A 23020-nucleotide genomic window follows, 5' to 3' on the forward strand; every position below is an offset into this window, starting at 1 on the left:
CGCGTCGCGAGCGCTTTACGCCCAAATACCCCTGCAACACTGTGAACTTCGCTCGTCGCCTGGGCGTCGCGCCGATATCGCAGCCGTCTTCAGAGCGCGGGCATCTCCGCGGCGGCGAACAGGCGCACGGCCTGCTCCAGCTTGGCGATGGTCCGACCCTCCACTTCGGCGGTGAAGCGCGGCACCGGGATGGCCAGCGCAAAGGCGCCGACCGCCTCGCCCTCGATCACGACCGCCATGCCCAGGCCGCAAATGCCCGGCGTATATTCCTCCCGCGTGCGGCCGATGCCGGTCGCGCGGATCTCCGCCAGTTCGGCGCGCAGCTGCCCTGCGTCCACGATGCTGCTGGGGGTGAAGCTCTCCAGTGGCGTCTGCGCGAAATAGGCGTCCAGCTCCGCCTCGGACAGATGCGCAAGCAGCGCCTTGCCCGCCGCCAAACAGTGGAGCGGGCTGCGCGTGCCCACGCTGATCGAATAGCGCAGCGACTGTTCGGCCGTTTCGGTGACGATCGCTTCCAGATGCCAGCCATCGCGTACGAAAAAGGAGGCGGTCTCGTTCATCTGCAAGCGCAGCGACTTGACCAGCGGCCGGACCTTGTCGGCCAGCGACATGGCGACGCGCGGCGAGGCCAGCCGTTCCAGCGCCGGACCGGGCAGGTAACGTCGTCCCTCCCGCGCCAGATATTGCCGCTCCACCAATGTCGCGAGCAGATAGGACAGGCTGCTGACCGGAATGGCCAGGCCCGCCGCAATCTCCTGCGCCACGACGCCGGCGGGGCGCGCGACGACATATTCGATGATGTCGATGGTGCGCATCGCCGATTTGACGGTGGACGGCGTGGTCCCATTCATATGTCAGCGATACCCCTGTTAGCTGCGCGGTGCCGAGCCGGACCGGAGTGTCCGGCGCCTCGGCAATCGCGGCCGTCAAAAAATCAGGCTACCCTGCCTTTCGGCGAAGCGCCATTCCCCCTCTACCGCCACGAAACGGTCGTGAAAGCTGCCGACTCTAGGCGCTCCCTCGCCCGTGAACAACAGCATAGCGCTTTCCCCTGTCGCTTGGCTTTCGCTCACCACGTCGATCACGACGTTGGAACAGACATGCCGCGTAGTCCGCGCCGGGCGGGACAGGAAAGCGGCCAGGATTGCGTCCCGCCCCACGATCCACTCGTCGGGTGCGGTCGGCCGCGCCATGCGGCCATCACGCGCATAAAGCGCGGCAACGTCCGCCCATCGTCCCGCATCGTTCAAATTGGCATAGAGTGCTACCAGCCGGGCGCAATCCTGCTCGATCGCGCGGCGCTGCTCCTGCGTCACGGCGCGGCTCACAGGCGTGCGTCCGCCAGATCCGCGCCGGCGCGCAACGATCGCAGCTTCTTCCAGGTCACGGCCGGGTCGATCTTGCCATATCCAGCAAAGGTGCCGAACCCGCAGTCGGTGCTGGCGACCACCCGATCCTTGCCGACGATCCCGGCAAAGCGCTCGATCCGCTGGGCGATCAGTTCGGGATGCTCGACATAGTTGGAACAGGTATCGATCAGGCCGGGGGCGAGGATCTTGTCGTCGGGCAGCACCCCGCGCTGGGCGGCATCGCGCCACACCGTCCATTCATGCTCATGGCAGGGATTGGCGCCCTCGAACAGCAGGGTCGAGGGGCGGGCGGCCAGGATGATGTCGATCACCTTTTCCAGCGGGATGTCGTGATCGTGCGGGCCTTCATAATTGCCCCAGCAAATGTGCATGCGCATCCGGTCTGCCGGGATATTCGCGGTCGCGGCATTCAGCGCTTCGACATTGGCGGCGGCGATCTTCAGGAACTCGTCCTCGCCTGCATCCTGATAACCGGTGTGGCGCGACATGGCGAGGTCGGGGCAGTCGAGTTGCAGGTCGAACCCGGCCGCCACGATCGTCTCATATTCCTCGCGCATCGCATCGACCAGATCGGCGAGATAGGCGTCATGGCTGGGATAGTGGCGATTGACCTGAAAGGCGGTGATGAGGCCGGGAGAGGCGGCGTTCATGAAGGCGCGGGTGCCCGGATGGTGGGCCAACGCCGCCTTGAACCGGCGAATATCCTCATGCAGCGGATCGAGCGTCACCAGCCTGACCGGCCCGATGCAGGAAGCGCGGGTAAATTCCTGCGATCCCATGATCGCCGCCAGTTTCCGCCGCAACTCCGGCAGCGGCGCAAGGTCGGCGGCGACCTTGCGGTCGATATGGCCGCCAAAGCCCGACAAGCGCTCGATCATATAGGTGGAATAGCCCACCTTCCCCAACTCGCCGTCGCTGACGATCGACACGCCCGCCGCGATCTGCGCCGTCACCGCGTCCGACACCGCCTGCTGGACGGTCGTATCGAACAGCACCGCATCATAGGCCTCGCCCTTGTCGCGGGCCAGCAACAGCGGGGTCAATGCGTCGCCGCGCGGCAGGCTGCCGACATGGGTGGTGGCGATGGACATGGCTTGATCTCTCTCCCTGTAACAGGGCGGATATCTGCCACATGTTCAAGAATATGGACATATCATAAATATGAAATTATCAGCGCTCCAGAGTGGCCTTGTCTGGACAAAGCTGCGACTCTCACTATATACCGCTCGGTATGAAAATGGCAGCCGAACCCGTAACGAGAGGACGCCCCCGGGAATTCGATCCCGAGGAAGCCCTGTCGGCCGCGCTCCAGGTTTTCTGGACGCGCGGCTATGAAGGCGCGTCTCTGGCCGAACTGACCGACGCCATGGGCATTACCAAGCCCAGCCTCTATGCCTGTTTCGGCAACAAGGAGGCGCTGTTCCACAAGGCGCTAGACCTCTATGAGCGCGACAAGCTCTGCTACATGCGCTCGGCATTGCAGGAACCGACCGCGCGTGGCGTGGCAGAGCGGCTTTTGCGCGGCACATTGCAGATTCAGACTGGTGGCAACGATCCGCGTGCCTGCCTTGGCGTCATCAGCATGGTCGCCTGCACCACCCAGGCAGAATCGATCAAGAACGACGTGATTGCGCGTCGCGCCTCATCCGACAAGGCGCTGGTCGAGCGGCTGGAACGGGCCAAGGCGGAGGGTGACTTGCCCGTCGGGATCGAACCGGACGCGCTTGCCACCTATCTGACTGCTGTCATCCAGGGCATGGGCGTGCAGGCCAGCGGCGGCGCATCCCCACAACAGCTGGAACAGCTGGTGGAAACCACCATGGCAATGTGGCCGACCAATTGATCTGAACCACGTAAAACCGTCCATTCAGCCGCCATACAGAAAAAATTACCAAGCGGTACAGAAAGCGGTTGACGGAAGGGTGCCTCGGATTATATACCGACAAGTATGAAATCCGGTCGAGGCATCCGCCTCCAAGGAGGCACCATGAAAAATACCTGTCTAAGCTAAGTCGCTCGGCTTGGCGGCCTGCCTGGTCTTGCCGCCTGCATCATATCATCATCGTCTGGCCATAGGGTCGGAGCATCGCTCCGACGCGGTTGGCTTGTGCATTCCCGCAGCCGCCACCGGTTCGGGAGAGTATCGCGTGCGCCCGCAGATGGCGTCCGCGGCCGGGTCTGCACGCAAATAGGGGTTTGAAACCATGGCCTATATTGATTTCGCCCAGCCGCTGCCCGCGGTTGGGGACGGCATCTCCTTGCCTGCGATCCGCGACCGGATCAAAGCGGCCGCTACCGGCTTTTCGTCGATGGAATGGCAGATCGTGCGTCTGGCGCAGACCGACGGCCTCGCCTCCCTGCGGGAACCGGGGCGCTGGTCCCGCTTCAAGACATTGCTCTTTGGCCCGCAGCCGCATTTCAAACTGGCGGACACCAAGCTGGAGGCGCTGCGCCGCCTGGCCGTGGAGGCCTGGCATGAGGGCTTCGCCGTCCGCCCATCCGCCATCCGAAACTTCCGCGAGGCAGGGTTTAGCGAAGGACAATTGGAAACATTATTGTCCGCCGTCACCGCAGCCCGTCGCACCATCAAGGGGAAATATCCATGAACATGATCGCAAAGATCGACAGTGATACGCAGGCCGGAAAAATCGGGTCTGACGGCACGACGCGGCGCTGGCGTGGCCGGCACCTCGCCTGGGCGGCGCTGGGCCTTGTCGTGCTGGGCGGCGCCAGCTGGAAATATTGGGGGCAGACGGAAGCGCAGGCTTCCGCCGCGCCGCTGGCGGCTGTCGGCGTCTCCGCGCCGCTCGCCCGCAGCGTGACCCAGTGGGACGATTATGTCGGCCGCTTCGCGCCGAGCCAGACCGTGGAAATCCGCCCGCGCGTGTCGGGCGCCGTGACCGCCATCCATTTCCGCGACGGCGATTTCGTGCGTCAAGGCCAATTGCTCTTCACCATCGACCAGCGCCCCTTCCAGGCGGCTCTGGCCGAAGCGCGGGCGAGCAGCGCATCGGCTCGCAGCGCCCTGCTGCTGGCGCAGAATGACTATGCCCGCGTCCAGCGGCTGAGCGGCGACGACGCCGTGTCGGCCAGTGAAGTGGATTCGCTGCGCTCGCGGCTCCAGGCGGCGCAGGCGGCTCTGGCTGGTGCGCAGGCCCGCGAACGCAGTCGCGCGCTGGACATGGAGTTCACCCAGGTCCGTGCGCCCATTTCGGGGCGGGTCTCCGACCGCCGCGTCGATATCGGCAATCTGGTGGCTGGCGCGGAAGGCAGCGGCGCGACCCTGCTGACTACGGTCAACAAGCTCGATCCCATCTATTTCAACTTCGATGCGTCCGAAGCGCTCTATCTCAAATCGCAGCGCGACAAGGATATTGGCGGCGCGGTCGAGGTGCGGTTGCAGGACGAAGCGGCCTATAATCATCAGGGCCGGCTCGACTTCACCGACAATGGCCTTGATCCGCGGTCGGGCACGATCCGCATCCGCGCGGTGTTCGACAATCCGGGCAATTTCCTGACCCCCGGCCTGTTCGGCAATATGCGCCTGGCCAATGGCGGCAAGGCCAACGCCCTGCTGGTCCCGGACGAAGCGATCCAGTCCGATCAGGCGCGCAAGACGGTGCTGGTGGTGGACAAGGACAGCAATGTCGCGGTCAAGCCGGTCGAACTCGGCCCGATCGTCGATGGGCTGCGCATCATCCGCTCGGGGCTTGGCCCGCAGGATCGGGTGATCGTGTCGAACATCCAGGCCGCCATGCCCGGCGCCAAGGTGGCGGTGAAGCCGGCCACGATCCGGCCGGCCCCCGCGCCGGTCACGCCGGTCGACAGCGCGGCACCGATAGCCGCCCAGGCGACCTTCGCCCGGTAACGGAACGAGACTTCATTCGAACAATCCCTGCCCGTGATCCGGCCCCCGCCGGATCGCGCGGCATCCCTTTCGCTCGCAAAGGACGATCCGATGCGCTTCTCCCGTTTCTTCATCGACCGGCCGATCTTCGCCGCCGTCATCGCGGTGGTCATCACCGTGGTCGGCGCGCTTGCCTTCATCGGCCTTCCGGTGTCCCAATATCCCGATATCGTGCCCCCCACGGTCACGGTGTCCGCCCAATATCCCGGCGCATCGGCGGAAACGGTCGCATCGACCGTGGCCGCCCCGATCGAACAGGAAATCAACGGCGTCGACGACATGCTCTATCAGAGCAGCCAGTCGACCGGCGACGGCAAGGTCGTCATCACCGTCACCTTCAAGATCGGCACCGACCTGGACGCCGCGCAGGTGCTGGTGCAGAACCGCGTCGCCGTCGCCACGCCGCGCCTGCCCGAAGAGGTGCAGCGGCTGGGCATCGTCACGCGCAAGACCACGCCCGAATTCCTGATGGTCGTGAACCTGCAATCGCCCGACGGCACGTTCGATCGCGACTATATCTCCAACTATGCCCTGACGCAGGTGCGCGATCGTCTCGCTCGTCTCGACGGCGTGGGCGATGTTCAGATGTTCGGCGCGCGCGACTATGCGATGCGTGTCTGGATCGACCCCGACCGCGCCGCCGCGCTCGACCTGACGGCCGGCGAAGTCGTGTCCGCTTTGCGGGCGCAGAATGTCCAGGTGTCGGCCGGCTCGATCGGCCAGCCCCCCTATGATCGCGGCGAAGCCTTCCAGCTTGGCGTGGAAATGCAGGGCCGCCTCAACACGCCCGAGCAATTTTCCAACATTGTCATACGCACCGACGCCACCGGCCATCAGGTGCGCGTCAGCGATGTCGCGCGCGTGGAACTGGGCGCGCAGGATTATGGCACCAACACCTATCTGTCGAACAAGCCCACCGTCGTCATCGCGACGATGCAGCGCCCCGGCTCCAACGCGCTCGACGCGGCAGAAAAGGTGAAGGCGGAGATGGAGCAATTGTCCAAGCGCTTCCCCAAGGGCCTGGAATATAGCATCATCTATAACCCGACCGAGTTCATCAGCCAGTCGATCGACGCCGTCTATCACACGCTGATCGAAGCGGTGCTGCTCGTCGTCCTCGTCATCCTCATCTTCCTGCAAAACTGGCGCGCGGCGATCATACCGATCATCGCCATTCCCGTCTCGCTGATCGGCACGGCGGCGATTCTCGCCGGGCTTGGCTACTCCCTCAACAACCTGTCGCTCTTCGGCCTGGTCCTCGCCATCGGCATCGTCGTCGACGACGCGATCGTCGTGGTCGAAAATGTCGAGCGCAACATCGAGAATGGCATGTCGCCGCTGGAGGCCGCGCGCGTCTCCATGGATGAAGTGTCCACCGCGTTGATCGCGATCGTGCTGGTGCTGTGCGCGGTGTTTGTGCCGACTTTGTTCATCACCGGCATTTCCGGCGCCTTCTATCAGCAGTTCGCCGTCACCATCTCCACCGCGACCGTCATTTCGCTGATCCTCTCGCTTACCCTGTCGCCGGCAGCCGCGGCTCTCCTGCTCAAGGAAAAGCACGGCCCCCGCGATCGCAGCGGCGATCCGGCCTGGCGGCAGAAGCTGGGCGTGGCCGTCGATGGCTTCAACAGCGGCTTCGACCGGATGAGCGCGGGCTATGGCCGTCTCACCCGCTTCCTCGTCGCGCGCCCCAAGAAGATGCTGCTGACCTATGCCGGCCTGATCGCCGCCACCATCGCCCTCTTCTGGGTGACTCCCGGCGGCTTCATCCCGGCGCAGGATCAGGGCTATTTCCTCGCGGTCGTGCAACTGCCCTCCGGCGCCTCGCTCGAACGCACCGACAAGGTGACGCGCGAAGTCGCGGCGAAGATCCTGCCGATCAAGGGGCTGCGCGGCGCGGTGATGTTCGCCGGCTTCCATGGTCCCTCTCAGACGCAGGCACCCAACAGCGCGGCGATCTACTTCCCCTTCAAGAGCTTTGCAGAGCGCAAGGAGGAAGGCGTCACCTATGCCGGCATCATGGAACAGGCGAACAAGGCGGTTGCCGGCTATGACAAGGCGCGCATCCTGCTCGTGCCCCCGCCGCTCATTCAGGGCATAGGGTCGGCCGGCGGCTATCGCATCATGCTGGAGGACCGCGAGGATCGCGGTTACGCCGAACTCAACAAGGTCGCCAATGATCTGATCGCCAAGGCGAACCAGACCCCCAGCCTCGCGATGGTCTATACCCTGTTCGACGTCGGCACGCCGCGCGTCTATGCGGATGTCGACCGGCGCAAGGCCGACCTGCTGGGCGTGCCGCCCGAACGCATCTTCGAAGCGATGCAGGTCTATCTGGGGTCGTCCTTCGTCAACGACTTCAACCTGCTGGGCCGTACCTATCGGGTGACCGCGCAGGCCGATGCGGAGCATCGCGGCACGGTGGCGGATATCGCGAACCTGAAAACCCGCTCGAATAGCGGCCAGATGGTACCGATCGGCTCCGTCTCCACCTTCAAGGACAAGACCGGTCCCTATCGCGTGGTCCGCTACAATCTGCTGCCGGCGGTGGAGATCGACGGTGACACGGCGCCGGGCTATTCCTCCGGCCAGTCGCTCGCCACGATGGAGAAGCTCGCCGACGCAAGCCCGGCCGGTTATGCCAGCGAATGGACCGGTGTCGCCTATCAGCAGGTCAGCGCGGGCAATACCGCAGGGCTAGTGTTCGGCATGGCGGTCTTCTTCGTCTTTCTGGTGCTGGCGGCGCAATATGAAAGCCTGACGCTGCCGCTCTCGATCATCCTGATCGTGCCGATGTGCCTGTTCGCGGCCATGCTGGGCGTGAACCTGCGCGGGATGGATAATAATATCCTGACGCAAATCGGTCTGGTCGTATTGATCGCCCTTGCCGCGAAGAACGCCATTCTGGTGGTGGAATTCGCCAAGCAGGCGGAGGAAGAGCAGGGGCTGTCGCCGATCGAGGCCGCCGTTCAGGCCGCGCAGACCCGTCTGCGTCCGATCCTGATGACCAGCTTCGCCTTCATCCTGGGCGCGGTCCCGCTGGTGATCGCTGCAGGAGCGGGTGCGGAACTGCGGCAGGCACTAGGTACGGCCGTCTTTTTCGGCATGGCCGGTGTGACCGCCTTCGGCCTGCTCTTCACCCCCACCTTCTATGTCGTGTGCCGCGCTCTGGGCGATCGTTTCGCCCGTCGTCGGCGCCCGGACGCCGAACCTGCGTTGCAGCCGGCCGAATAAGGATAAAAGCCATGACAAGGAACTTCATCGCTTTGCTGCTCGGCGCCAGTGCGCTTACGGCCTGCGCCGCCGGGCCGGACTATCAGGCGCCCGCCACGCCGGCCACGGCCGTCGCTCCTTTCATCGGAGCGACCAGTCCGACAGTCAGCGCGGCGGCCGCGCAGGATCATTGGTGGACGCTTTACCGCGATCCGCTGCTCGACACGCTGGTCACCGATGCGCTCGCCGCCAACACCGACATCAGGGTGGCGGTGGCGCGGATCGAGCGGGCACGCGCGTCGCTGCGCGGCGCGAAATCGGATCGCCTGCCCCAGACCAGCCTGGGCGCGTCCGAAACCTACACCCGCACCGCGGCGGCCCAATCCCTGCCCGGTCTCGACCGGGAAAATTGGGTCTTCGATAGTGGCCTCGACATCAGCTACGAAGTCGATCTGTTCGGCCGGGTGAAGCGCGGCGTGGAAGCGGCGCGCGGCGATTATGCAGCGGCGCAGGCGGATGCCGATGGCGTGCGCGTGGCGGTGATCGCCGACACGGTGCGCGCCTATCTGGACGTCACAGCCACAGCGGAACGACTGGCGGTGGCGCAACGCACGGTCGGGCTGCTCGACCAGTCGATCCGTATTACCGGCGCCCGGTTCGACGCTGGCCGGTCGGACCGGCTGGACGTCATCCGCGTCACGACCCTGCGCGACCAGCAGAAGGCGACGATCCCCGCACTGGCGGCCGACCGCGACGCAGCCTTGTTCCGTCTTGCGACCCTCACCGGCCGGACGCCGCAGCAATTGCCCGACACGGTGCGCGCCGCAACCCGCACGCCGCAATTGTCGCAACCCATCCCCGTCGGCGACGGCCAGGCATTGCTGGCGCGGCGGCCCGACGTGCGCGCGGCGGAACGGCGGCTTGCGGCCGACACCGCGCGCATCGGCGTGGCGACGGCCGATCTCTATCCGCGCATCTCGCTTGGCGCATCGGTTGGCAGCACGGCGCTGGGCGGCGGCAATCTGTTCGGTGGGGGGCCGTTGAACTGGGTGCTGGGGCCGCTCATCAGCTGGGCGTTCCCCAATCAGGAGGCGATCCGCGCCCGCATCGGCGCGGCCAAGGCGGACGGCGAAGCCTCACTCGCCACCTTCGACGGCACCGTGTTGCAGGCGCTGGAGGAAACCGAGCGGGCTCTGTCCGCCTATGCCCACGCGATCGAGCGGGCGCAGACTTTGAGCGCCGCGCGGGACGAAGCGGCGCGCGCCGCCCGGATCAGCCTGGCCCGGCAACGCGAAGGCCAGATCGACTTTCTGACCGTGCTGGATGCGCAGCGGACACTCGCCAGCGCGGAGGCCGACCTGGCGACGGCGACCCGTGCCGTGTCCTTCGCGCAGGTCGATCTGTTCCGCGCGTTGGGCGGTGGATGGGGTCAGGCCTCGGCCTGACCCCGACAATATCAGGCTGAGGTCTTCGCCTTGCCCAGATCATAGCTGCCCAGGCCCGGCTTGTAGCTCTTTTCGTCGATGAACTGGCGGATGCCTTCCTTGCGGCCTTCGCTCTTGTCATGGAAATTGGCGGCTTCCTGCATGCGGACCAGATAATCCTCCGCCTCGTCATAGGTCATGGTGCCGACGCGGCGGACGGCATCCTTGGCGAATTTCAGCGCCACCGGATTCTTCTTCAGCAGCATCTCGGCAACCGCTGTCGTGCGCGCCTTCAACTGGTCCAGTGGCACGCTTTCATTAACCAGCCGCATGGTCGCCGCCGCCTTGCCGTCGATCAGGTCGCCGGTCAGCGTCAGCCACATGGCGTCGCGCATGGGTAGCAGGTCGACGACTACCTTGGTCACGCCGCCGCCCGGCAAGATGCCCCAGTTGATTTCGGACAGGCCGAACTGCGCCTCATCCGCGCAGATGGCGAGGTCGCAGGCGAAGAGCGGGCCGAAACCGCCGCCGAAGCACCAGCCATTGACCATGGCGATCGTCGGCTTCTGATACCAGCGCAGGCGACGGAACCAGCCATAGCTTTCCGCCTGCGACTTGCGCACGCCGCGCAGGCCCAGCGCTTCGGTTTCGCGGAAATATTCCTTCAGGTCCATGCCGGCCGACCATGCGGTGCCTTCGCCGCCCAGCACCAGCACGCCCACATCGTCGCGATATTCCAGTTCGTCCAGCACTTCCATCATGCGCCGGTTGAGCGTCGGGCTCATCGCGTTGCGCTTGGCGGGGCGGGCGAAATTCACCCAGGCGATACGGTTTTCGACCTGCACCGAAACGACGTCCTGCTCTTCCATGATCCTGCTCCTGCAATATGTATCACAGGCATACAAACTAATGCGGAATGCAGGCAAGTGCTTTTTACAGCCTCGCTTGACAAGCGAGGCGTCAATTCAGATAATAACGATCGTTATTAAAACGTCGGCGTGATCGGCGGAGTGAGGTGGGATGAATGATAAAGGCCAGATAGCGCCGGCGACGATCGCGGCCTTTGCGGCGATCGTGGGCAAGGATCACGTCTTCTTTGCAGAGGAGGATCGGGCGAGCTATCAGGACAAATTCGCCATTGATGACGCCCGCCACCATCCCGCCGGTGCGGTCGCGCCTGCCACGGTGGAAGAGATTCAGGCGATCGTCCGTATCGCGTCGGAACGGGGCATCGCACTCTGGCCAATCAGCCGGGGCAAGAATCTGGGCTATGGCGGGTCCGCGCCGCTGCTGGCCGGGTCGGTGGTGCTTGACCTCAGCCGGATGAAGAAGATCGACTATGACGAGGCGAACGGCACGGTGCTGCTGGAGCCGGGGGTCGGCTTCTATGACCTGTATGATTTCCTGAAATCGAAGGGCATGAAGCATTGGCTGTCGGTGCCCGGCAATAGCTGGGGATCGGTGGTCGGCAACGCGCTGGATCGCGGCATGGGCTATACCCCCTATGGCGAGCATGCGACCCGCATCTGTGGCATAGAGGCGGTGATGGCCGATGGTCTGGTCGTGAGGACCGGCATGGGCGCTCTGGACGGCGCGCCGACCTGGCAGCTCTATCGCTTCGGTTTCGGCCCCGGCTGGGACCAGATGTTCGTCCAGTCCAATTTCGGCATGGTGACGAAGATGGGCCTGTGGCTGATGCCAGCACCCGAATCGCTGATGGGCATGGATCTGGAATTCGACCGGCCGGAGGATCTGGGCCCGCTGATCGACGCGATCGCGCCGCTCCGTCGCGAAGGACTGTTGCAGCAGTCGCCGACCATCGGCAACTGGCTGCGCGCCGCCGCCGTGGTGACGACCCGAGACCAGTGGACCGACAAGCCCGGCGCGTTGCCCGACGATGTGATCGCGGCGATCCGCAAGAAATTCAATGTCGGCTGGTGGGGGGTAAGCCTGCGCCTCTATGGACGGGAGTCGGTCAACAAGGCGGCCTATGCGATATTGGAGCAGGAATTGAGCAAGCTCAAACCCATGTCGCTGCGCCCCACGACATGGAAGACGGGCGAGCCGCTGGAGGCGACCGGCTGGACCGGCACGCCGCTCACCATGCCGATGCAGAATGCCAATTGGCATGGCGGACGCGGCGGCCATATCGGCTTTTCGCCGATCCTGCCGCAATCGGGCGCGGCGGCGCAGGCCCAGTTCCAGCGCACCTACGCCCGCTACAAGGAATATGGCATGGATTATCAGGCCAGCTTCGCCTTTGGCGAGCGCCACCTCATCAACGTCAATGCGGTGCTCATCAACAAGGACGATCCCGAACTGATGGGCCGGGTCGATCCCTTCCTCCAGCATCTGATCGCTGACGCGAAGGCGCAGGGCTATGGCGAATATCGCACCCATCTCGACTATATGGACGCGGTCGCGGGCACCTATGACTATAACAAGGGTGCGCTGGGGCAGCTCAACCGCAAGGTGAAGGACGCGCTCGATCCCAAGGGGGTGATCGCGCCGGGCAAGAGCGGCATCTGGCCCAGCAGTCATGCGGGAGGGAAGGGCTGATGCGCCGGGGCATGATTGCGGTGTCGGGCGCTGCGCTGATATTGGCGGGCGCCGCCTGCGGCCGGGCGAGCGAGGCGCCGACGCCAGCGCCAAAGGGGCCGCCGCCCTTGCCTGCGCCGGAAACCCTGTCGTCGCGGCCGCACGCGGCGCCGGGCGAGAGGCTCTATCTCGAAAAATGCGCCATGTGCCATGGGCCGGGCGGCATGGGAGCGGGCCTGCTGGCGCGGCGGACGGAGCAGCCCCTTTTGGAAAAGCGCACCGACCTGACGGCCGACTATGTCGTGCAGGCCGCGCGCATGGGCATCGGCAATATGCCCGCCATCCCGCGCGGCGAAGTCGGTGACGCCGACCTGCAATTGATCGCGCAGCATCTGGCCAAGGGAGCAAAGCCATGAGCGGCCTGTCGCGACGCGGCTTTCTGGCAAGCGCGGCAGTCGTATCGGCGGCGCTGGTAGGCGGACGGGCGCAGGCTGCTACGTCGCCGTTGCTGTTGCACGATGCACAATTGGCGGCGGGGCGTCGCTTCGCCGCCCATGCGCAATATCTAGGCGGAACGGCTGTGGCGCTGGAGGGGGATCGCGTGCGGCAGATGCAGGCCTTGCTTGGCTCTGCACCGGCGGCGATCTTCGCCGTCACCCGGCGCAGCGACGAACTGCTGATCGGTGAGATCGCCGCCGAAGCGGGCTATCGTCGCATGGCATTGGTGCGCCATGGCAACGGCCTTATGGTGGCCGACTGCGCGTCGGACGGAGCCACCATTGCCCGGCTGGCGCAGCTCTCCCAATCTGCTTGGCCGGAAGCCTTTGCCGAACTGGCATTGGACAGAGCCGGTCAGTGCGCCGTTGCGCCCGACAGCCGGGTCATGCCCGCTTTCAGTTGGGTGATGATTCGAACCTAAGTCCGTTCGCTTCGAGCCCTTCGGCTGCCTGCTAACGCAGGCCCTCAGGACAGGCTAAGGTCGAGAAGCGGCCAGAGCCGCGCTCCTGTTTCTCGACACGCTCGAAACGAACGGCTGGTATCAGCGCCGGATAACCAGCGAATCCGGCCGCTTGCGCGGCACCCATTCCCCGCGACCGGGGAAATTCTTCAGCACCTCGCCATCCCATAGCCGCACCGTGCGGCGATGGAAGCGCCACTGGCCGTCCGCGCCCTTTACGGCATGATCGTCATACCATCCTGCAAAGCGCAACAGATAGGGTGGTTCGCCCTCGCACTCCGTCACGAAGGCGAAGGATCGCATCGTGCAACTCCCATCCGCCTGCGCTGTATATTGGGTCTGGGTCACATGATGTTGGCGGCCCGGAAAGCCAGGCGCGTTGCGATAATGTTCGGCGATGCCGCGAATCCCTTCATGCCCCTCCCAGATGTCGGGATCGTCGAACACCTCCTCCACCATGCGCGCGTCCGGCGTGAAGCGGGCGACCAGCCCGTCGACATCGCCGGTATCGAGGGCCCAGCTATAAGCGGCGATCAGGTCTTGCAGCGCGATCCTGTCCTCGATCGGAAGGGAAGGCATGATAGTCACTCTCCTGTTTTTCTATGGCTTGACGCAATAATAACATTCGTTACGATTATCTGCAACAAGACGACAGATCATGCAAGCGAGAGGACGCATGGGGAAGATCATCATTTCAGGCGCTTCGGGCGCCTTTGGCCGTGCGGCGGCGGAATTGCTGCTGGAAAAGGTCGCACCGCAGGACGTAATATTGTTGACCCGAACACCGGCCAAGCTGGCCGATCTGGCAGCGAAAGGCGCCGACGTCCGCTTCGCCGACTTCGACGACACCGCCAGCCTTCCGGCCGCGATGGCAGGTGGCGAGAAGATGCTGCTCATCAGTACCGCGCGCGTCGGCACCCGCGTCGGCCAGCATCGCAATGCCGTGGAGGCGGCGGTTGCGGCCGGCGTGAAGCATATCGTCTATACCTCGATCATCGCCGCCGACGCGCCCGGCAATCCGGCGATCGTGAAAAACGACCATCGCGCGACCGAGGAGATTATCGAAGCCTCCGGCGCGGCGTGGACGCATTTGCGCGACAGCCAATATGCCGAAGCGATCGCCGGGCCGATGACGATCCCCGCTTTGATGTTCGGCGGAAAGCCCGACAATTGCGGCGATGGCCCGGTGGCTTTCGTCAGCCGCGACGATTGCGTCGCGACCGCCGTGGGCGTGCTGACCCAGACAGGGCATGAGAATAAAGCCTATGTGCTGACCGGCCCTGACCTTCTCACCATTCCGCAGGCGATGGCGCTGGCGAGCGACCTCGCCGGCAAGCCGATCCTGGTCCAAGCCGTCGATGACGAGGCGATGTTCGCCTATTTCGATTCGCTGGGCGCCCCGCGCCACGCTTCCGACATCGTCCCCGATGGCCCGATCCCCTGGTCCAGCGACGACATGGTCACTTTCGGCCAGTCGATCCGCGAAGGCTATTTCGCGCAGAAGACCGACTGGGTGGAAAGGATCACCGGGCGCAAGCCCAAAAGCCTGCGCGAAGTCATGCTGGCGCACAAGGAAAGCTGGCCCCTGTGAAGAACGGCATGAGAAAAGCAGTATTGGCATTGGCGGGATTGTTGGCGCTGACCAGTTGCACCGGTCGCGGACCAGGCGGCGCAAGCGGCGCGGGCGACGACTGGCCCTATACCGGCGGCGATGTCTGGGGCAGCCATCATTCGCGCCTGACCGATATCGACAAGGGCAATGTCGCCCGGCTTGGCCTCGCCTGGTCCTACGACCTCAACACCAACCGCGTGCAGGAAGCGACGCCGGTGGTGGTCGATGGGGTCATGTACACCAGTGGCAATCTCGGCCGCGTCTATGCGCTCGATGCGGCGACCGGCAAGCCGCTCTGGACCTTCGAGCCGGAGGTGGACATGCAGGCGAACCGCGCCGCCTGCTGCGATCAGGCCAATCGCGGCGTCGCGCTCGCCAATGGCAAGGTGATGGTCGGCGCGCTCGACGGCATGCTCTACGCCCTCGACGCCAAGACCGGCAAGATCCTGTGGAAGGTCGACACCGTGGTCGATCACAGCCGCGGCTATACCAGCACCGGCGCGCCCGAAGTGGCTGGCGACCTCGTCATCCTCGGCAATGCCGGCGCGGAATATGACACGCGCGGTTACGTCACCGCCTATCGCATCGCCGACGGTGCGCAGGCGTGGCGTTTCTACACCGTCCCGCATGATCCGACGAAGGGGCCGCAGGAGGACAAGGCGCTCGACGCCGCGCTCAAGACCTGGGACGCCAAAAGCCGCTGGGATATCGGCGGCGGCGGCACCGTCTGGGACGCGATCAACTATGATCCCAAGTTCGGCACCGTCTATATCGGCGTCGGCAATGGCGGCCCCTATTCGATCGCCACGCGCTCGCCCAAGGGCGGCACCAACCTCTATCTTTCCTCCATCGTCGCGCTGGATGCCAAGAGCGGCGCTGTGAAATGGCATTATCAGGAAACGCCCGGCGACAGTTGGGACTTCACCGCCACCCAGCCGATGGTGCTGAGCGAGATGGAGGTGGACGGCAAGGTTCGCCCGGTCATTCTCCATTCGCCCAAGAACGGCTATCTCTTCGTGCTGGACCGCGAAACCGGCAAGCCGCTGCGCGTCAATCCGCTGGTGCGCACCAACTGGACCAAGGGGTTCGACAAGGATGGCGTGCCGCAGACGACGCCGGACCGCACCGATTTCTGGAATGGCCCGCGCCTCATCTTCCCGGCCTCGGCGGGCGCACGCAACTGGTATCCGGCGGCGTATGATGCGGAACGCAAAAGCTATTACGCCCATGTGCTGGACATGGGGAACCTCATGTTCACCGTGCCGCCCGGCACGCCTGCCGAAGCGCGCCGGCCCAAGGCGCTCAATGTCCAGACGACGCTTATCTTCACCCCGCAATTGCAGGCCGTGTTGCCGACCCTGCCGCCTGCGATCCGCGAACAGGTGGAAAAGCTGCCCGAAATGCAATGGGTAAAGGACAAGCCCTATAGCAGCGAGTTGCGCGCCATCGATCCGCTGACCGGCAAGGCGCACTGGTCCGTCCCGACCGAAGGGTGGCAGGACCGGATGGGGATGCTGTCCACCGCGTCGGGCCTGATCGTCCATGGCACGATCGGCGGCAAGCTGATCGTGCGCGACGCCGACAATGGCAAGCTGATCAAGACCATCGACACCGGCAGTGCGATCATGGCCGCGCCCATGACCTACCGCGTGAAGAGCGTGCAATATGTCGCTGTCGCGGCCGGTTTCGGTGGCGGTGGCTGGGGCTATGTGCCGCGCTATTCGGCCGCCTATCGTAACGGCAATGCCAACCGCATCCTGGTGTTCAAGCTGGATGGCGGCCCGGTGCCGCGGCCCACGCCGCTGCCACCGCTGGAGCCCGCTGAGGCGCCGCCCGCGCAAAAGCCCGGCGTGACCCCTGCCATCATCGCGAAGGGACAAGGCCTCTTCTTCCAGAATTGCGCCATCTGCCACAGCAACCAGCTGCGTTCCACCGCGCCGGACCTGCGCCGGATGCAGCCGGGCACGCATGATGTCTTCAATCAGATCGTGCGCGAAGGGCTGCTGCTCCCCAACGGCATGCCACGCTGGGACGACCTGCTGAGTGAAGGCGATGTCGACGCCATCCATGCCTGGCTGATCTCCGAGCAGGGGCCGCTGCGGGAACGCGAACTCAAGCTGAAAGCTGCCGACAAGCCGATCGACGCGCCCAGCGCCGCCATCATGTCCAATTTCTAGGAACGACCATGGAAGATACCGACATCATCGTCGTAGGCGGCGGATCGGCCGGGGCTGCGATGACCGGGCGGCTGGCCGAAGCGGGCCTGTCCGTCACCCTGGTCGAGGCGGGCGGCACCGATCGGCATATGCGATCGCGCATTCCCGCGCTGACCAGCGCCATCGTGCAGAACCCGGCCTATGACTGGTGCCATCAGGTCGAACCGGACCCGTCGCTGGGCGGCCGGGCAGATATCTGGCCGGCGGGCAAGATGCTGGGCGGCGGCAGCGCGCTGAATGGCATGATGTTCATTCGTGGCCATCGCTGGGACTATGATGAATGGGCGCGACAGGGGGCGCTCGGCTGGGACTATGAGGCTGTCCTGCCCTATTTCCGGCGCATGGAGGATAATGAGCGCGGCGCCGACCAGTGGCGCGGCACCGGCGGGCCGATCGCCGTGTCGGAAGGCCGCGCGCGCTATCCGATCACCGACCAGTGGATCGCGGCGGCGCAAGCGGCGGGCATCCCCCGATCGACCGACCTGAACGGCCAGAGCGCAGAAGGCGTCGATTATGTGCAGGTGTCGCAGCGCAAAGGGGAACGCTGCTCGGCGGCGCGCGGCTATCTGCACGAACGGCGCGGCGGCAAGGCGCCCACGATCCTGCTGGAAGCGCAAGTGCTGCGCATCCTGATCGAGGATGGTCGCGCGACCGGCATCGTCTATTGGCAGGATGGCGTCGAAAAGACGCTGCGCGCGCGCCATGGGGTGGTGTTGAGCGCAGGGTCGATGAACACGCCGCGCCTGCTGATGCTGTCAGGCATCGGTCCGGCCGATCATTTGCGCGCCCATGGCGTCACGCTCGTGCGCGACCTGCCTGGCGTCGGCGCCAATCTTCAGGACCATGTCGGCACCCATGTGGTGAACGAAGTCGATGTGCGGACGCTCAACAGCGATGCGCAGGGGTTACGCGGGGCATGGCAGGTGCTGCGTTATGCGCTGGCGCGCCGTGGCGCGCTGACCACCGCGATCGGCCATGCCCAGGCTTTCGTGAAGAGCCGGCCGAACCTGCCAGCGCCCAATCTCCAGATCAGCTTCGCCGCCTTCGCCTTCGACTTTGACGAGCAGGGCCGGTTGATGCTGCGCAAGACGCCGTCCGTCTCCACTTTGGTCGGGCTGATGCGGCCGAGCCATCGCGGGCGGATCAGCTTGCGGTCGGCCGACCCGTTCGCGCCACCCAGGATCGAGCATCGCCAGCTGGGCAGCGACGATGATATCGATCAGATCGTCGAGGGGATCGGCATCGCCCGCTCTATCCTCAATGAGACAGCGATTGCGACACATATAAGGGCGGAATTGCGCCCCGGCGCGGCGCTGACCGATCCGGAGCAATTGCGCGGATATGTCCGCATGGCGTCGATTCCGCTCTATCATCCGGTCGGCACCGCGAAGATCGGCCGGGCCGACGATCCGCAGGCGGTGGTGGATGCCGATCTGGCTGTTATCGGCGTGGATGGCCTGTGGGTGGCGGACGCCTCCGTCATGCCTACCCTGCCGGCGGGCAACACCAATGCGACCGCGATCATGATCGGCGACAAGGGCGCGGACCATGTGCTGAAAAAGCTGCGCCGCAACTGAGGCGCTGGCGGCGGGCCGGCGGCTTTGCCACAAGGCGGTCATGAAACTGAGTCGTGACGCCATCGTCGATGAAGCGATCGCCCTGTTGCAGGAAGAGGGGCTGGAGGCGGTGTCGCTGCGCAATGTCGCGGCGCGGCTGGATGCGAAAGCGCCCTCGCTCGCTCGCCATGTCGGCGACAAGCAAAACCTGCTGGCATTGATGTCGACCCGCCTGTTCTTCGAGGCGGTGGACGACGTTGCCTCTGGTGGATCATGGACGGACTGGATGGTTCGCTTCGGTCAGGCCCTCTGGCGCAAGCAGCGGGCGACCCGCGATGCGGCCATGCTGATCGCCGCCGCGCCGGCCCATGTCGGTTCGATTGAAGCCATTGCCGATCATCTGGGCGCGCAGATCAGGGCAGTAGGCTTGTCCCTGGAGCGCGGGATGATGATACAGTCGGCAGTTCAGGCATTGATCACCGGTTGGACCGGCTTTGCCACCGGTCCGCAAGGGAGCGATATCGCCCGACTGGTGGAGATCGACGCCGCCGTCGATGCCAGCCTGATCGCCCTGATTGAGGGCTTTGCCGCGTCGAGCGACGATCTGTGAGGTTTGGAAAAGGGCTGATCGTCGGCGCGCCCGCATCGGGTGCCGGCAAGACGATGCTGACGATCGGCCTGCAACGGGCCTTTGCCGATCGGGGTCTGGCCGTGCAAGGTGCCAAATGCGGGCCTGATTATATCGACCCGGCCTTTCACGCGGCCGCGACCGGGCGGCCCTCGATCAATCTGGACGGCTTCGCAATGGCGCCGGCGATGCTGCGCGGGTTGGCCGCACAGGTCGCATCGACTGTCCAACTCGTTGTCGCAGAAGGCGCGATGGGCCTGTATGACGGCGCACGAGCGGAAGGCAGGTCGGGCGCGTCCGCCGATATCGCGCGCCTGCTTGGCTGGCCGATACTGCTGGTCGTCGATGCCCGTGCCGCTGCGCAGACGGTGGCAGCGGTGGCGCATGGCTGCGCGACCTTTCCGGGCGCGCCCGCCATTGCCGGCGTGATCGCCAACCGGGTGGCCAGCCCACGCCATCGCCGCATGATAGAGGATGGCTTCGCGCGGATTGGCCTGCCGCTGCTGGGCGCGATTTCGGCCGATGAGGGGCTGGTCATGCCGTCCCGCCATCTGGGTCTGGTGCAGGCCGGCGAGACGGACGAACTGGAAGCACGGATAGCAGTGATAGCGCAGCGCATAGCAACACAATGCGATCTGCACGCGATCCATGCTGCGGCCGGAGCGACGGCAGATTTCCCGGCACTCAATTCCGCCATACATCCGCCGGGTCAACGGATCGCCATCGCCCGCGATACGGCTTTCAGCTTCTTTTATCCCCATATGGCGCATTGGTGGCGATCGGCCGGGGCGGAACTGCACTTCTTCTCGCCGCTGGCGGATGAAGCGCCGCCGGCGCATTGCGATGCCTGCTGGCTGCCCGGCGGCTATCCCGAACTCCATGCCGGGCGGATCGCGGCCAATCAGCATTTCCTGACGGGCCTTCGCGCCTTTGCGCAAAATCGATCGGTTCATGGCGAATGTGGCGGTTACATGGTGCTGGGCCGCTCGCTGGAGGATGGCGATGGCGCGGTGCATGCCATGGCGGGCCTGCTGCCGATGGACAGCAGCTTCGCACAGCGGCGCAGGACATTGGGCTATCGCCGTGCCCGGCTGCGCCAGGACAGCAGCTTCGCCCCTGCCGGGCAGCCATTGCTCGGCCATGAGTTTCACTATGCCAGCATCACCGCCAGCGAAGGCGAAGCGCTGGCCGACATGGCCGATGCGGAAGGGCAGGAGATTGGCCCGGCAGGCCATCGGGTGGGCCATGTGACGGGCGGCTTCTTCCACTTGATCGCCTGATCCTACTCCATTACGGCGGCCAGTGCGTCAGGTTCCCCGCAAGGGGATCAAAAGGGAACGGGGTTCAAGACCCCGGCTGCCCCTGCAACTGTGAGCGGCGAGCCATCGAGGCACAGGCCATTGGGATCATGATCCCGAGAAGGCGCTTCGAAACGGCATGGACCCGCAAGCCAGGAGACCTGCCTGTCGCGGTCGTTCTTCGTCCGGACAGGGTGTGCCGGTCGAACGAGGATATCCTCGCGCAACGACAAGCTGACCGTGCGGACTCGCGCGGCTGGGATGTCGTGCGCATGGGCGTTCGGCATCGCTGTCGCGTCGCGTCCGCCCGGTCCTGTCAAAGACTGGGGGATGATCATGCACTGGATTTCAAAAAGCGGATTTGTCATTCTGGCGGGCCTATCGATGCCGGCCATGGCGGAGGATGCGAATGAGGTGATCGTCACGGCCCTTCGCCAGCCGCAGGCGATCGGGCAAGTGGCGTCGAGCATCACCGTGCTCGACAAGCCAGCGATCGACGCGGCGCAGGCGCTGACGGTATCGGACCTGCTGATCCGCACGCCCGGCATCAGCTTCACGCGCAATGGCGGCTATGGAACGGCGACCGCGATCCGCATCCGCGGCGCAGAGGCCGACCAGACCGTGCTGGTGATAGATGGCGTCAAACTGGCCGATCCGTCCTCGACCGGTGGCGGCTATAATTTCGCGACGCTGATGACCGGTGATATCGACCGGATCGAGATTTTGCGCGGGCCGCAGTCGATCCTGTGGGGTAGCCAGGCGATCGGCGGCGTCGTCAATGTCGTGACCGCGCACCCGCGGCGGCCGATCGAAGGCAGCTTCGATATCGAGGCGGGATCGCGCGACACCGTCAGTGCCCGCGCGGCGCTGGGCGGTCGGCAGGGCGCGCTCGATTGGCAGGTCGCAGGCAGCCGCTTCACGACGCAGGGGATTTCCGCGATAAGCCCGCGCTATGGCGCCAGGGAGAAGGACGGCTACAGCAACGGCACGCTTAATGGCCGATTGGGCGTGGCGCTGGCGCCGGGCCTGTCGGTCGATGTGCGCGGCTATTATGCCAAGGGGCGGACCGACATCGACAGTGCCGGGACCGTGCCGGACAGTCCGGAATATTCGCAGACCGAGGAGTGGATCGGTTATGCGGGCCTCAATGCCGACCTGTTCGGCGGGGCACTGCACAACCGCCTGTCCTTCAGTCGTAGCGAGACGGTGCGCGACAATATCAACCCGTCGCGCAAGCTGCGCCCGCTCAGCTTCGCGGCCAGGGGCGAAACCAACCGCTACGAATATCAGGGCGGGCTGACGATCGCGCAGGGATGGACGGCGACCTTCGGCGCGGAACGCGAAGAGCAGCGGATGCGCACCGCGTCGCCCCCCAACAGCCTGGCGACCTATCCGACCATCCGTGGGTCGGCCGATATCGACAGCCTTTATGCACAATTGAATGTCGAACCGTTGACGGGGCTGACCCTCAATGGCGGGGTGCGCTACGACCATCATTCGACCTTCGGCGGCAATACCGTCTTTGGCGCAGGCGCGGCCTGGGCGCTGGCCAAGGACAGCACGATATTGCGTGCCAGCTATGGCGAAGGGTTCAAGGCGCCGACGCTCTATCAACTCTACAGCGACTATGGGAATATGGCGCTGGTGCCGGAAAAGTCGCATGGCTGGGACGCGGGTGTCGAACAGCATCTGTTCGATCATGGCTTGATCCTGTCGGCCACCTGGTTCGACAGAAGCACCGATAATCTCATTACCTATAATGGCTGCCCGACGACCAACCGGCCGCCCCTCTGCTACGCGCCCGATACGACCACGCCGCGGCTTGGCTATTACGCCAATGTCCAGCGGAGCGAGACGCATGGACTGGAACTGGCCGGTGTCGCCCATGTCGGCCGGTTGACGATCGACGGCAATTATAGCTGGGTATCGGCGGAGGATCGTTCTCCCGGCCTCAACTATGGCAACCAGTTGACCCGGCGTCCGCGTCATGCGGCCAACGGCACGCTGCGCTATGACTGGGCCTTTGGCCTCAGCACGGCGGTTGCAGTCCGCTGGTCGGGCAAGGCACTGGATACGGCGAGGACAAGCGCGACGGTCGCTCCATTTCAGAACGCCGCCTACACGCTGGTCGATCTACGCGCCGAAACTCCGGTACTGGACAAGCTGACCCTGTTCGGTCGGGTCGAAAATCTGTTCGACGAATATTATGAGACGGCGCGCCGCTACGGGCAGTTGGGGCGCAGCATCCATGCCGGCCTGCGGGCACGGTTTTGATCCTACATGACAAACCATATGACGAG

The 23020-nt window shown here is 64.9% G+C and carries 19 protein-coding genes and 1 riboswitch; of the genes, 14 read left to right on the forward strand and 5 right to left on the reverse strand.

The genetic code is table 11. The annotated features are described in order from the left end of the window. Positions 1 to 89: 89 nt before the first annotated feature. From AC07UX_RS20025 to AC07UX_RS20035, 3 genes are all read right to left on the reverse strand, one after another. A complete protein-coding gene (locus AC07UX_RS20025; RefSeq protein WP_495193736.1) occupies positions 90 to 851 on the reverse strand; it encodes an IclR family transcriptional regulator in 762 nt (253 codons plus the stop codon). Positions 852 to 926: 75 nt separating this feature from the next. Continuing rightward, on the reverse strand, positions 927 to 1328 hold the full coding sequence (locus AC07UX_RS20030; RefSeq protein ID WP_495193737.1) for a nuclear transport factor 2 family protein: 402 nt from the start codon (positions 1326 to 1328) through the stop codon (positions 927 to 929). Further along, complete coding sequence (locus AC07UX_RS20035) at positions 1325 to 2461, reverse strand: cobalamin-independent methionine synthase II family protein (protein ID WP_495193738.1); 1137 nt, start codon at positions 2459 to 2461, stop codon at positions 1325 to 1327. Before AC07UX_RS20035 ends, AC07UX_RS20030 begins: the two co-directional genes overlap by 4 nt. A gap of 140 nt (positions 2462 to 2601) precedes the next feature. Between AC07UX_RS20035 and AC07UX_RS20040 the strand changes: the two genes are divergently transcribed. The 5 genes from AC07UX_RS20040 (at position 2602) to AC07UX_RS20060 (ending at position 9935) form a co-directional block, all read left to right on the forward strand. Next, on the forward strand, positions 2602 to 3213 hold the full coding sequence (locus AC07UX_RS20040) for a TetR/AcrR family transcriptional regulator (RefSeq protein ID WP_495193739.1): 612 nt from the start codon (positions 2602 to 2604) through the stop codon (positions 3211 to 3213). A gap of 361 nt (positions 3214 to 3574) precedes the next feature. Further along, positions 3575 to 3976: a hypothetical protein gene (locus AC07UX_RS20045; protein WP_495193740.1), complete on the forward strand. Its 402-nt coding sequence runs from the start codon at positions 3575 to 3577 to the stop codon at positions 3974 to 3976. Beyond that, the gene (locus AC07UX_RS20050) at positions 3973 to 5238 is read left to right on the forward strand and encodes an efflux RND transporter periplasmic adaptor subunit (RefSeq protein ID WP_495193741.1); all 1266 of its coding nucleotides are present in this window, start codon (positions 3973 to 3975) and stop codon (positions 5236 to 5238) included. The genes AC07UX_RS20045 and AC07UX_RS20050 overlap by 4 nt, the downstream gene beginning before the upstream one ends. Before the next feature lie 90 nt (positions 5239 to 5328). Next, entirely contained in the window at positions 5329 to 8511 is a 3183-nt protein-coding gene (locus tag AC07UX_RS20055) for an efflux RND transporter permease subunit (RefSeq protein ID WP_495193742.1), read from the forward strand. A gap of 11 nt (positions 8512 to 8522) precedes the next feature. Beyond that, positions 8523 to 9935 (forward strand): efflux transporter outer membrane subunit, encoded by a 1413-nt coding sequence (locus AC07UX_RS20060; protein ID WP_495193743.1) that lies wholly within the window; start codon positions 8523 to 8525, stop codon positions 9933 to 9935. 11 nt (positions 9936 to 9946) lie between these two features. On the opposite strand, the gene AC07UX_RS20065 is transcribed toward AC07UX_RS20060, so the two are convergent. Then, positions 9947 to 10783 carry a p-hydroxycinnamoyl CoA hydratase/lyase gene (locus AC07UX_RS20065; RefSeq protein ID WP_495193744.1) on the reverse strand — a complete coding sequence of 279 codons (837 nt, stop codon included), beginning with the start codon at positions 10781 to 10783 and terminating at the stop codon, positions 9947 to 9949. Between the two features lie 151 nt (positions 10784 to 10934). Between AC07UX_RS20065 and AC07UX_RS20070 the strand changes: the two genes are divergently transcribed. The 3 genes from AC07UX_RS20070 to AC07UX_RS20080 are packed head-to-tail and all read left to right on the forward strand — an operon-like array spanning position 10935 to position 13371. Further along, on the forward strand, positions 10935 to 12473 hold the full coding sequence (locus AC07UX_RS20070) for an FAD-binding oxidoreductase (RefSeq protein ID WP_495193745.1): 1539 nt from the start codon (positions 10935 to 10937) through the stop codon (positions 12471 to 12473). Further along, entirely contained in the window at positions 12473 to 12868 is a 396-nt protein-coding gene (locus AC07UX_RS20075) for a c-type cytochrome (RefSeq protein WP_495193746.1), read from the forward strand. Before AC07UX_RS20070 ends, AC07UX_RS20075 begins: the two co-directional genes overlap by 1 nt. Then, positions 12865 to 13371, forward strand: coding sequence for a hypothetical protein (locus tag AC07UX_RS20080; protein ID WP_495193747.1), 507 nt, complete (start codon positions 12865 to 12867; stop codon positions 13369 to 13371). The genes AC07UX_RS20075 and AC07UX_RS20080 overlap by 4 nt, the downstream gene beginning before the upstream one ends. A 120-nt stretch (positions 13372 to 13491) precedes the next feature. Here the strand turns inward: AC07UX_RS20080 and AC07UX_RS20085 are convergent, their stop codons facing one another. Beyond that, complete coding sequence (locus tag AC07UX_RS20085) at positions 13492 to 13989, reverse strand: nuclear transport factor 2 family protein (protein ID WP_495193748.1); 498 nt, start codon at positions 13987 to 13989, stop codon at positions 13492 to 13494. 97 nt (positions 13990 to 14086) lie between these two features. Between AC07UX_RS20085 and AC07UX_RS20090 the strand changes: the two genes are divergently transcribed. The 6 genes from AC07UX_RS20090 (at position 14087) to AC07UX_RS20115 (ending at position 22994) form a co-directional block, all read left to right on the forward strand. Then, positions 14087 to 15001, forward strand: a complete 915-nt coding sequence (locus AC07UX_RS20090; RefSeq protein WP_495193749.1) for an NAD(P)H-binding protein — start codon at positions 14087 to 14089, stop codon at positions 14999 to 15001. An 8-nt stretch (positions 15002 to 15009) separates the two neighbouring features. Next, a complete protein-coding gene (locus AC07UX_RS20095) occupies positions 15010 to 17199 on the forward strand; it encodes a PQQ-dependent dehydrogenase, methanol/ethanol family (protein ID WP_495193750.1) in 2190 nt (729 codons plus the stop codon). A gap of 8 nt (positions 17200 to 17207) precedes the next feature. Beyond that, positions 17208 to 18815, forward strand: a complete 1608-nt coding sequence (locus AC07UX_RS20100; RefSeq protein ID WP_495193751.1) for a GMC family oxidoreductase — start codon at positions 17208 to 17210, stop codon at positions 18813 to 18815. Between the two features lie 40 nt (positions 18816 to 18855). Beyond that, the gene (locus AC07UX_RS20105; RefSeq protein ID WP_495193752.1) at positions 18856 to 19404 is read left to right on the forward strand and encodes a TetR/AcrR family transcriptional regulator; all 549 of its coding nucleotides are present in this window, start codon (positions 18856 to 18858) and stop codon (positions 19402 to 19404) included. Further along, the gene (locus AC07UX_RS20110) at positions 19401 to 20702 is read left to right on the forward strand and encodes a cobyrinic acid a,c-diamide synthase CobB (protein WP_495193753.1); all 1302 of its coding nucleotides are present in this window, start codon (positions 19401 to 19403) and stop codon (positions 20700 to 20702) included. The genes AC07UX_RS20105 and AC07UX_RS20110 overlap by 4 nt, the downstream gene beginning before the upstream one ends. 12 nt (positions 20703 to 20714) lie before the next feature. Beyond that, a riboswitch (cobalamin riboswitch) is annotated at positions 20715 to 20903 on the forward strand. Between the two features lie 210 nt (positions 20904 to 21113). Further along, complete coding sequence (locus AC07UX_RS20115) at positions 21114 to 22994, forward strand: TonB-dependent receptor plug domain-containing protein (RefSeq protein WP_495193754.1); 1881 nt, start codon at positions 21114 to 21116, stop codon at positions 22992 to 22994. Positions 22995 to 23020 lie beyond the last annotated feature (26 nt).

This window comes from Sphingobium sp. GW821-FHT02B05, assembly GCF_059421905.1.

What these genes read in the sequence shown, in the direction of transcription:
- AC07UX_RS20025 (WP_495193736.1), bottom strand. Translation starts at nt 851, where the DNA reads ATGAATGGGACCACGCCGTCCACCGTCAAATCGGCGATGCGCACCATC.
- AC07UX_RS20035 (WP_495193738.1), bottom strand. Translation starts at nt 2,461, where the DNA reads ATGTCCATCGCCACCACCCATGTCGGCAGCCTGCCGCGCGGCGACGCA.
- AC07UX_RS20040 (WP_495193739.1), top strand. Translation starts at nt 2,602, where the DNA reads ATGAAAATGGCAGCCGAACCCGTAACGAGAGGACGCCCCCGGGAATTC.
- AC07UX_RS20045 (WP_495193740.1), top strand. Translation starts at nt 3,575, where the DNA reads ATGGCCTATATTGATTTCGCCCAGCCGCTGCCCGCGGTTGGGGACGGC.
- AC07UX_RS20050 (WP_495193741.1), top strand. Translation starts at nt 3,973, where the DNA reads ATGAACATGATCGCAAAGATCGACAGTGATACGCAGGCCGGAAAAATC.
- AC07UX_RS20055 (WP_495193742.1), top strand. Translation starts at nt 5,329, where the DNA reads ATGCGCTTCTCCCGTTTCTTCATCGACCGGCCGATCTTCGCCGCCGTC.
- AC07UX_RS20060 (WP_495193743.1), top strand. Translation starts at nt 8,523, where the DNA reads ATGACAAGGAACTTCATCGCTTTGCTGCTCGGCGCCAGTGCGCTTACG.
- AC07UX_RS20065 (WP_495193744.1), bottom strand. Translation starts at nt 10,783, where the DNA reads ATGGAAGAGCAGGACGTCGTTTCGGTGCAGGTCGAAAACCGTATCGCC.
- AC07UX_RS20070 (WP_495193745.1), top strand. Translation starts at nt 10,935, where the DNA reads ATGAATGATAAAGGCCAGATAGCGCCGGCGACGATCGCGGCCTTTGCG.
- AC07UX_RS20075 (WP_495193746.1), top strand. Translation starts at nt 12,473, where the DNA reads ATGCGCCGGGGCATGATTGCGGTGTCGGGCGCTGCGCTGATATTGGCG.
- AC07UX_RS20080 (WP_495193747.1), top strand. Translation starts at nt 12,865, where the DNA reads ATGAGCGGCCTGTCGCGACGCGGCTTTCTGGCAAGCGCGGCAGTCGTA.
- AC07UX_RS20085 (WP_495193748.1), bottom strand. Translation starts at nt 13,989, where the DNA reads ATGCCTTCCCTTCCGATCGAGGACAGGATCGCGCTGCAAGACCTGATC.
- AC07UX_RS20090 (WP_495193749.1), top strand. Translation starts at nt 14,087, where the DNA reads ATGGGGAAGATCATCATTTCAGGCGCTTCGGGCGCCTTTGGCCGTGCG.
- AC07UX_RS20095 (WP_495193750.1), top strand. Translation starts at nt 15,010, where the DNA reads ATGAGAAAAGCAGTATTGGCATTGGCGGGATTGTTGGCGCTGACCAGT.
- AC07UX_RS20100 (WP_495193751.1), top strand. Translation starts at nt 17,208, where the DNA reads ATGGAAGATACCGACATCATCGTCGTAGGCGGCGGATCGGCCGGGGCT.
- AC07UX_RS20105 (WP_495193752.1), top strand. Translation starts at nt 18,856, where the DNA reads ATGAAACTGAGTCGTGACGCCATCGTCGATGAAGCGATCGCCCTGTTG.
- AC07UX_RS20115 (WP_495193754.1), top strand. Translation starts at nt 21,114, where the DNA reads ATGGCGGAGGATGCGAATGAGGTGATCGTCACGGCCCTTCGCCAGCCG.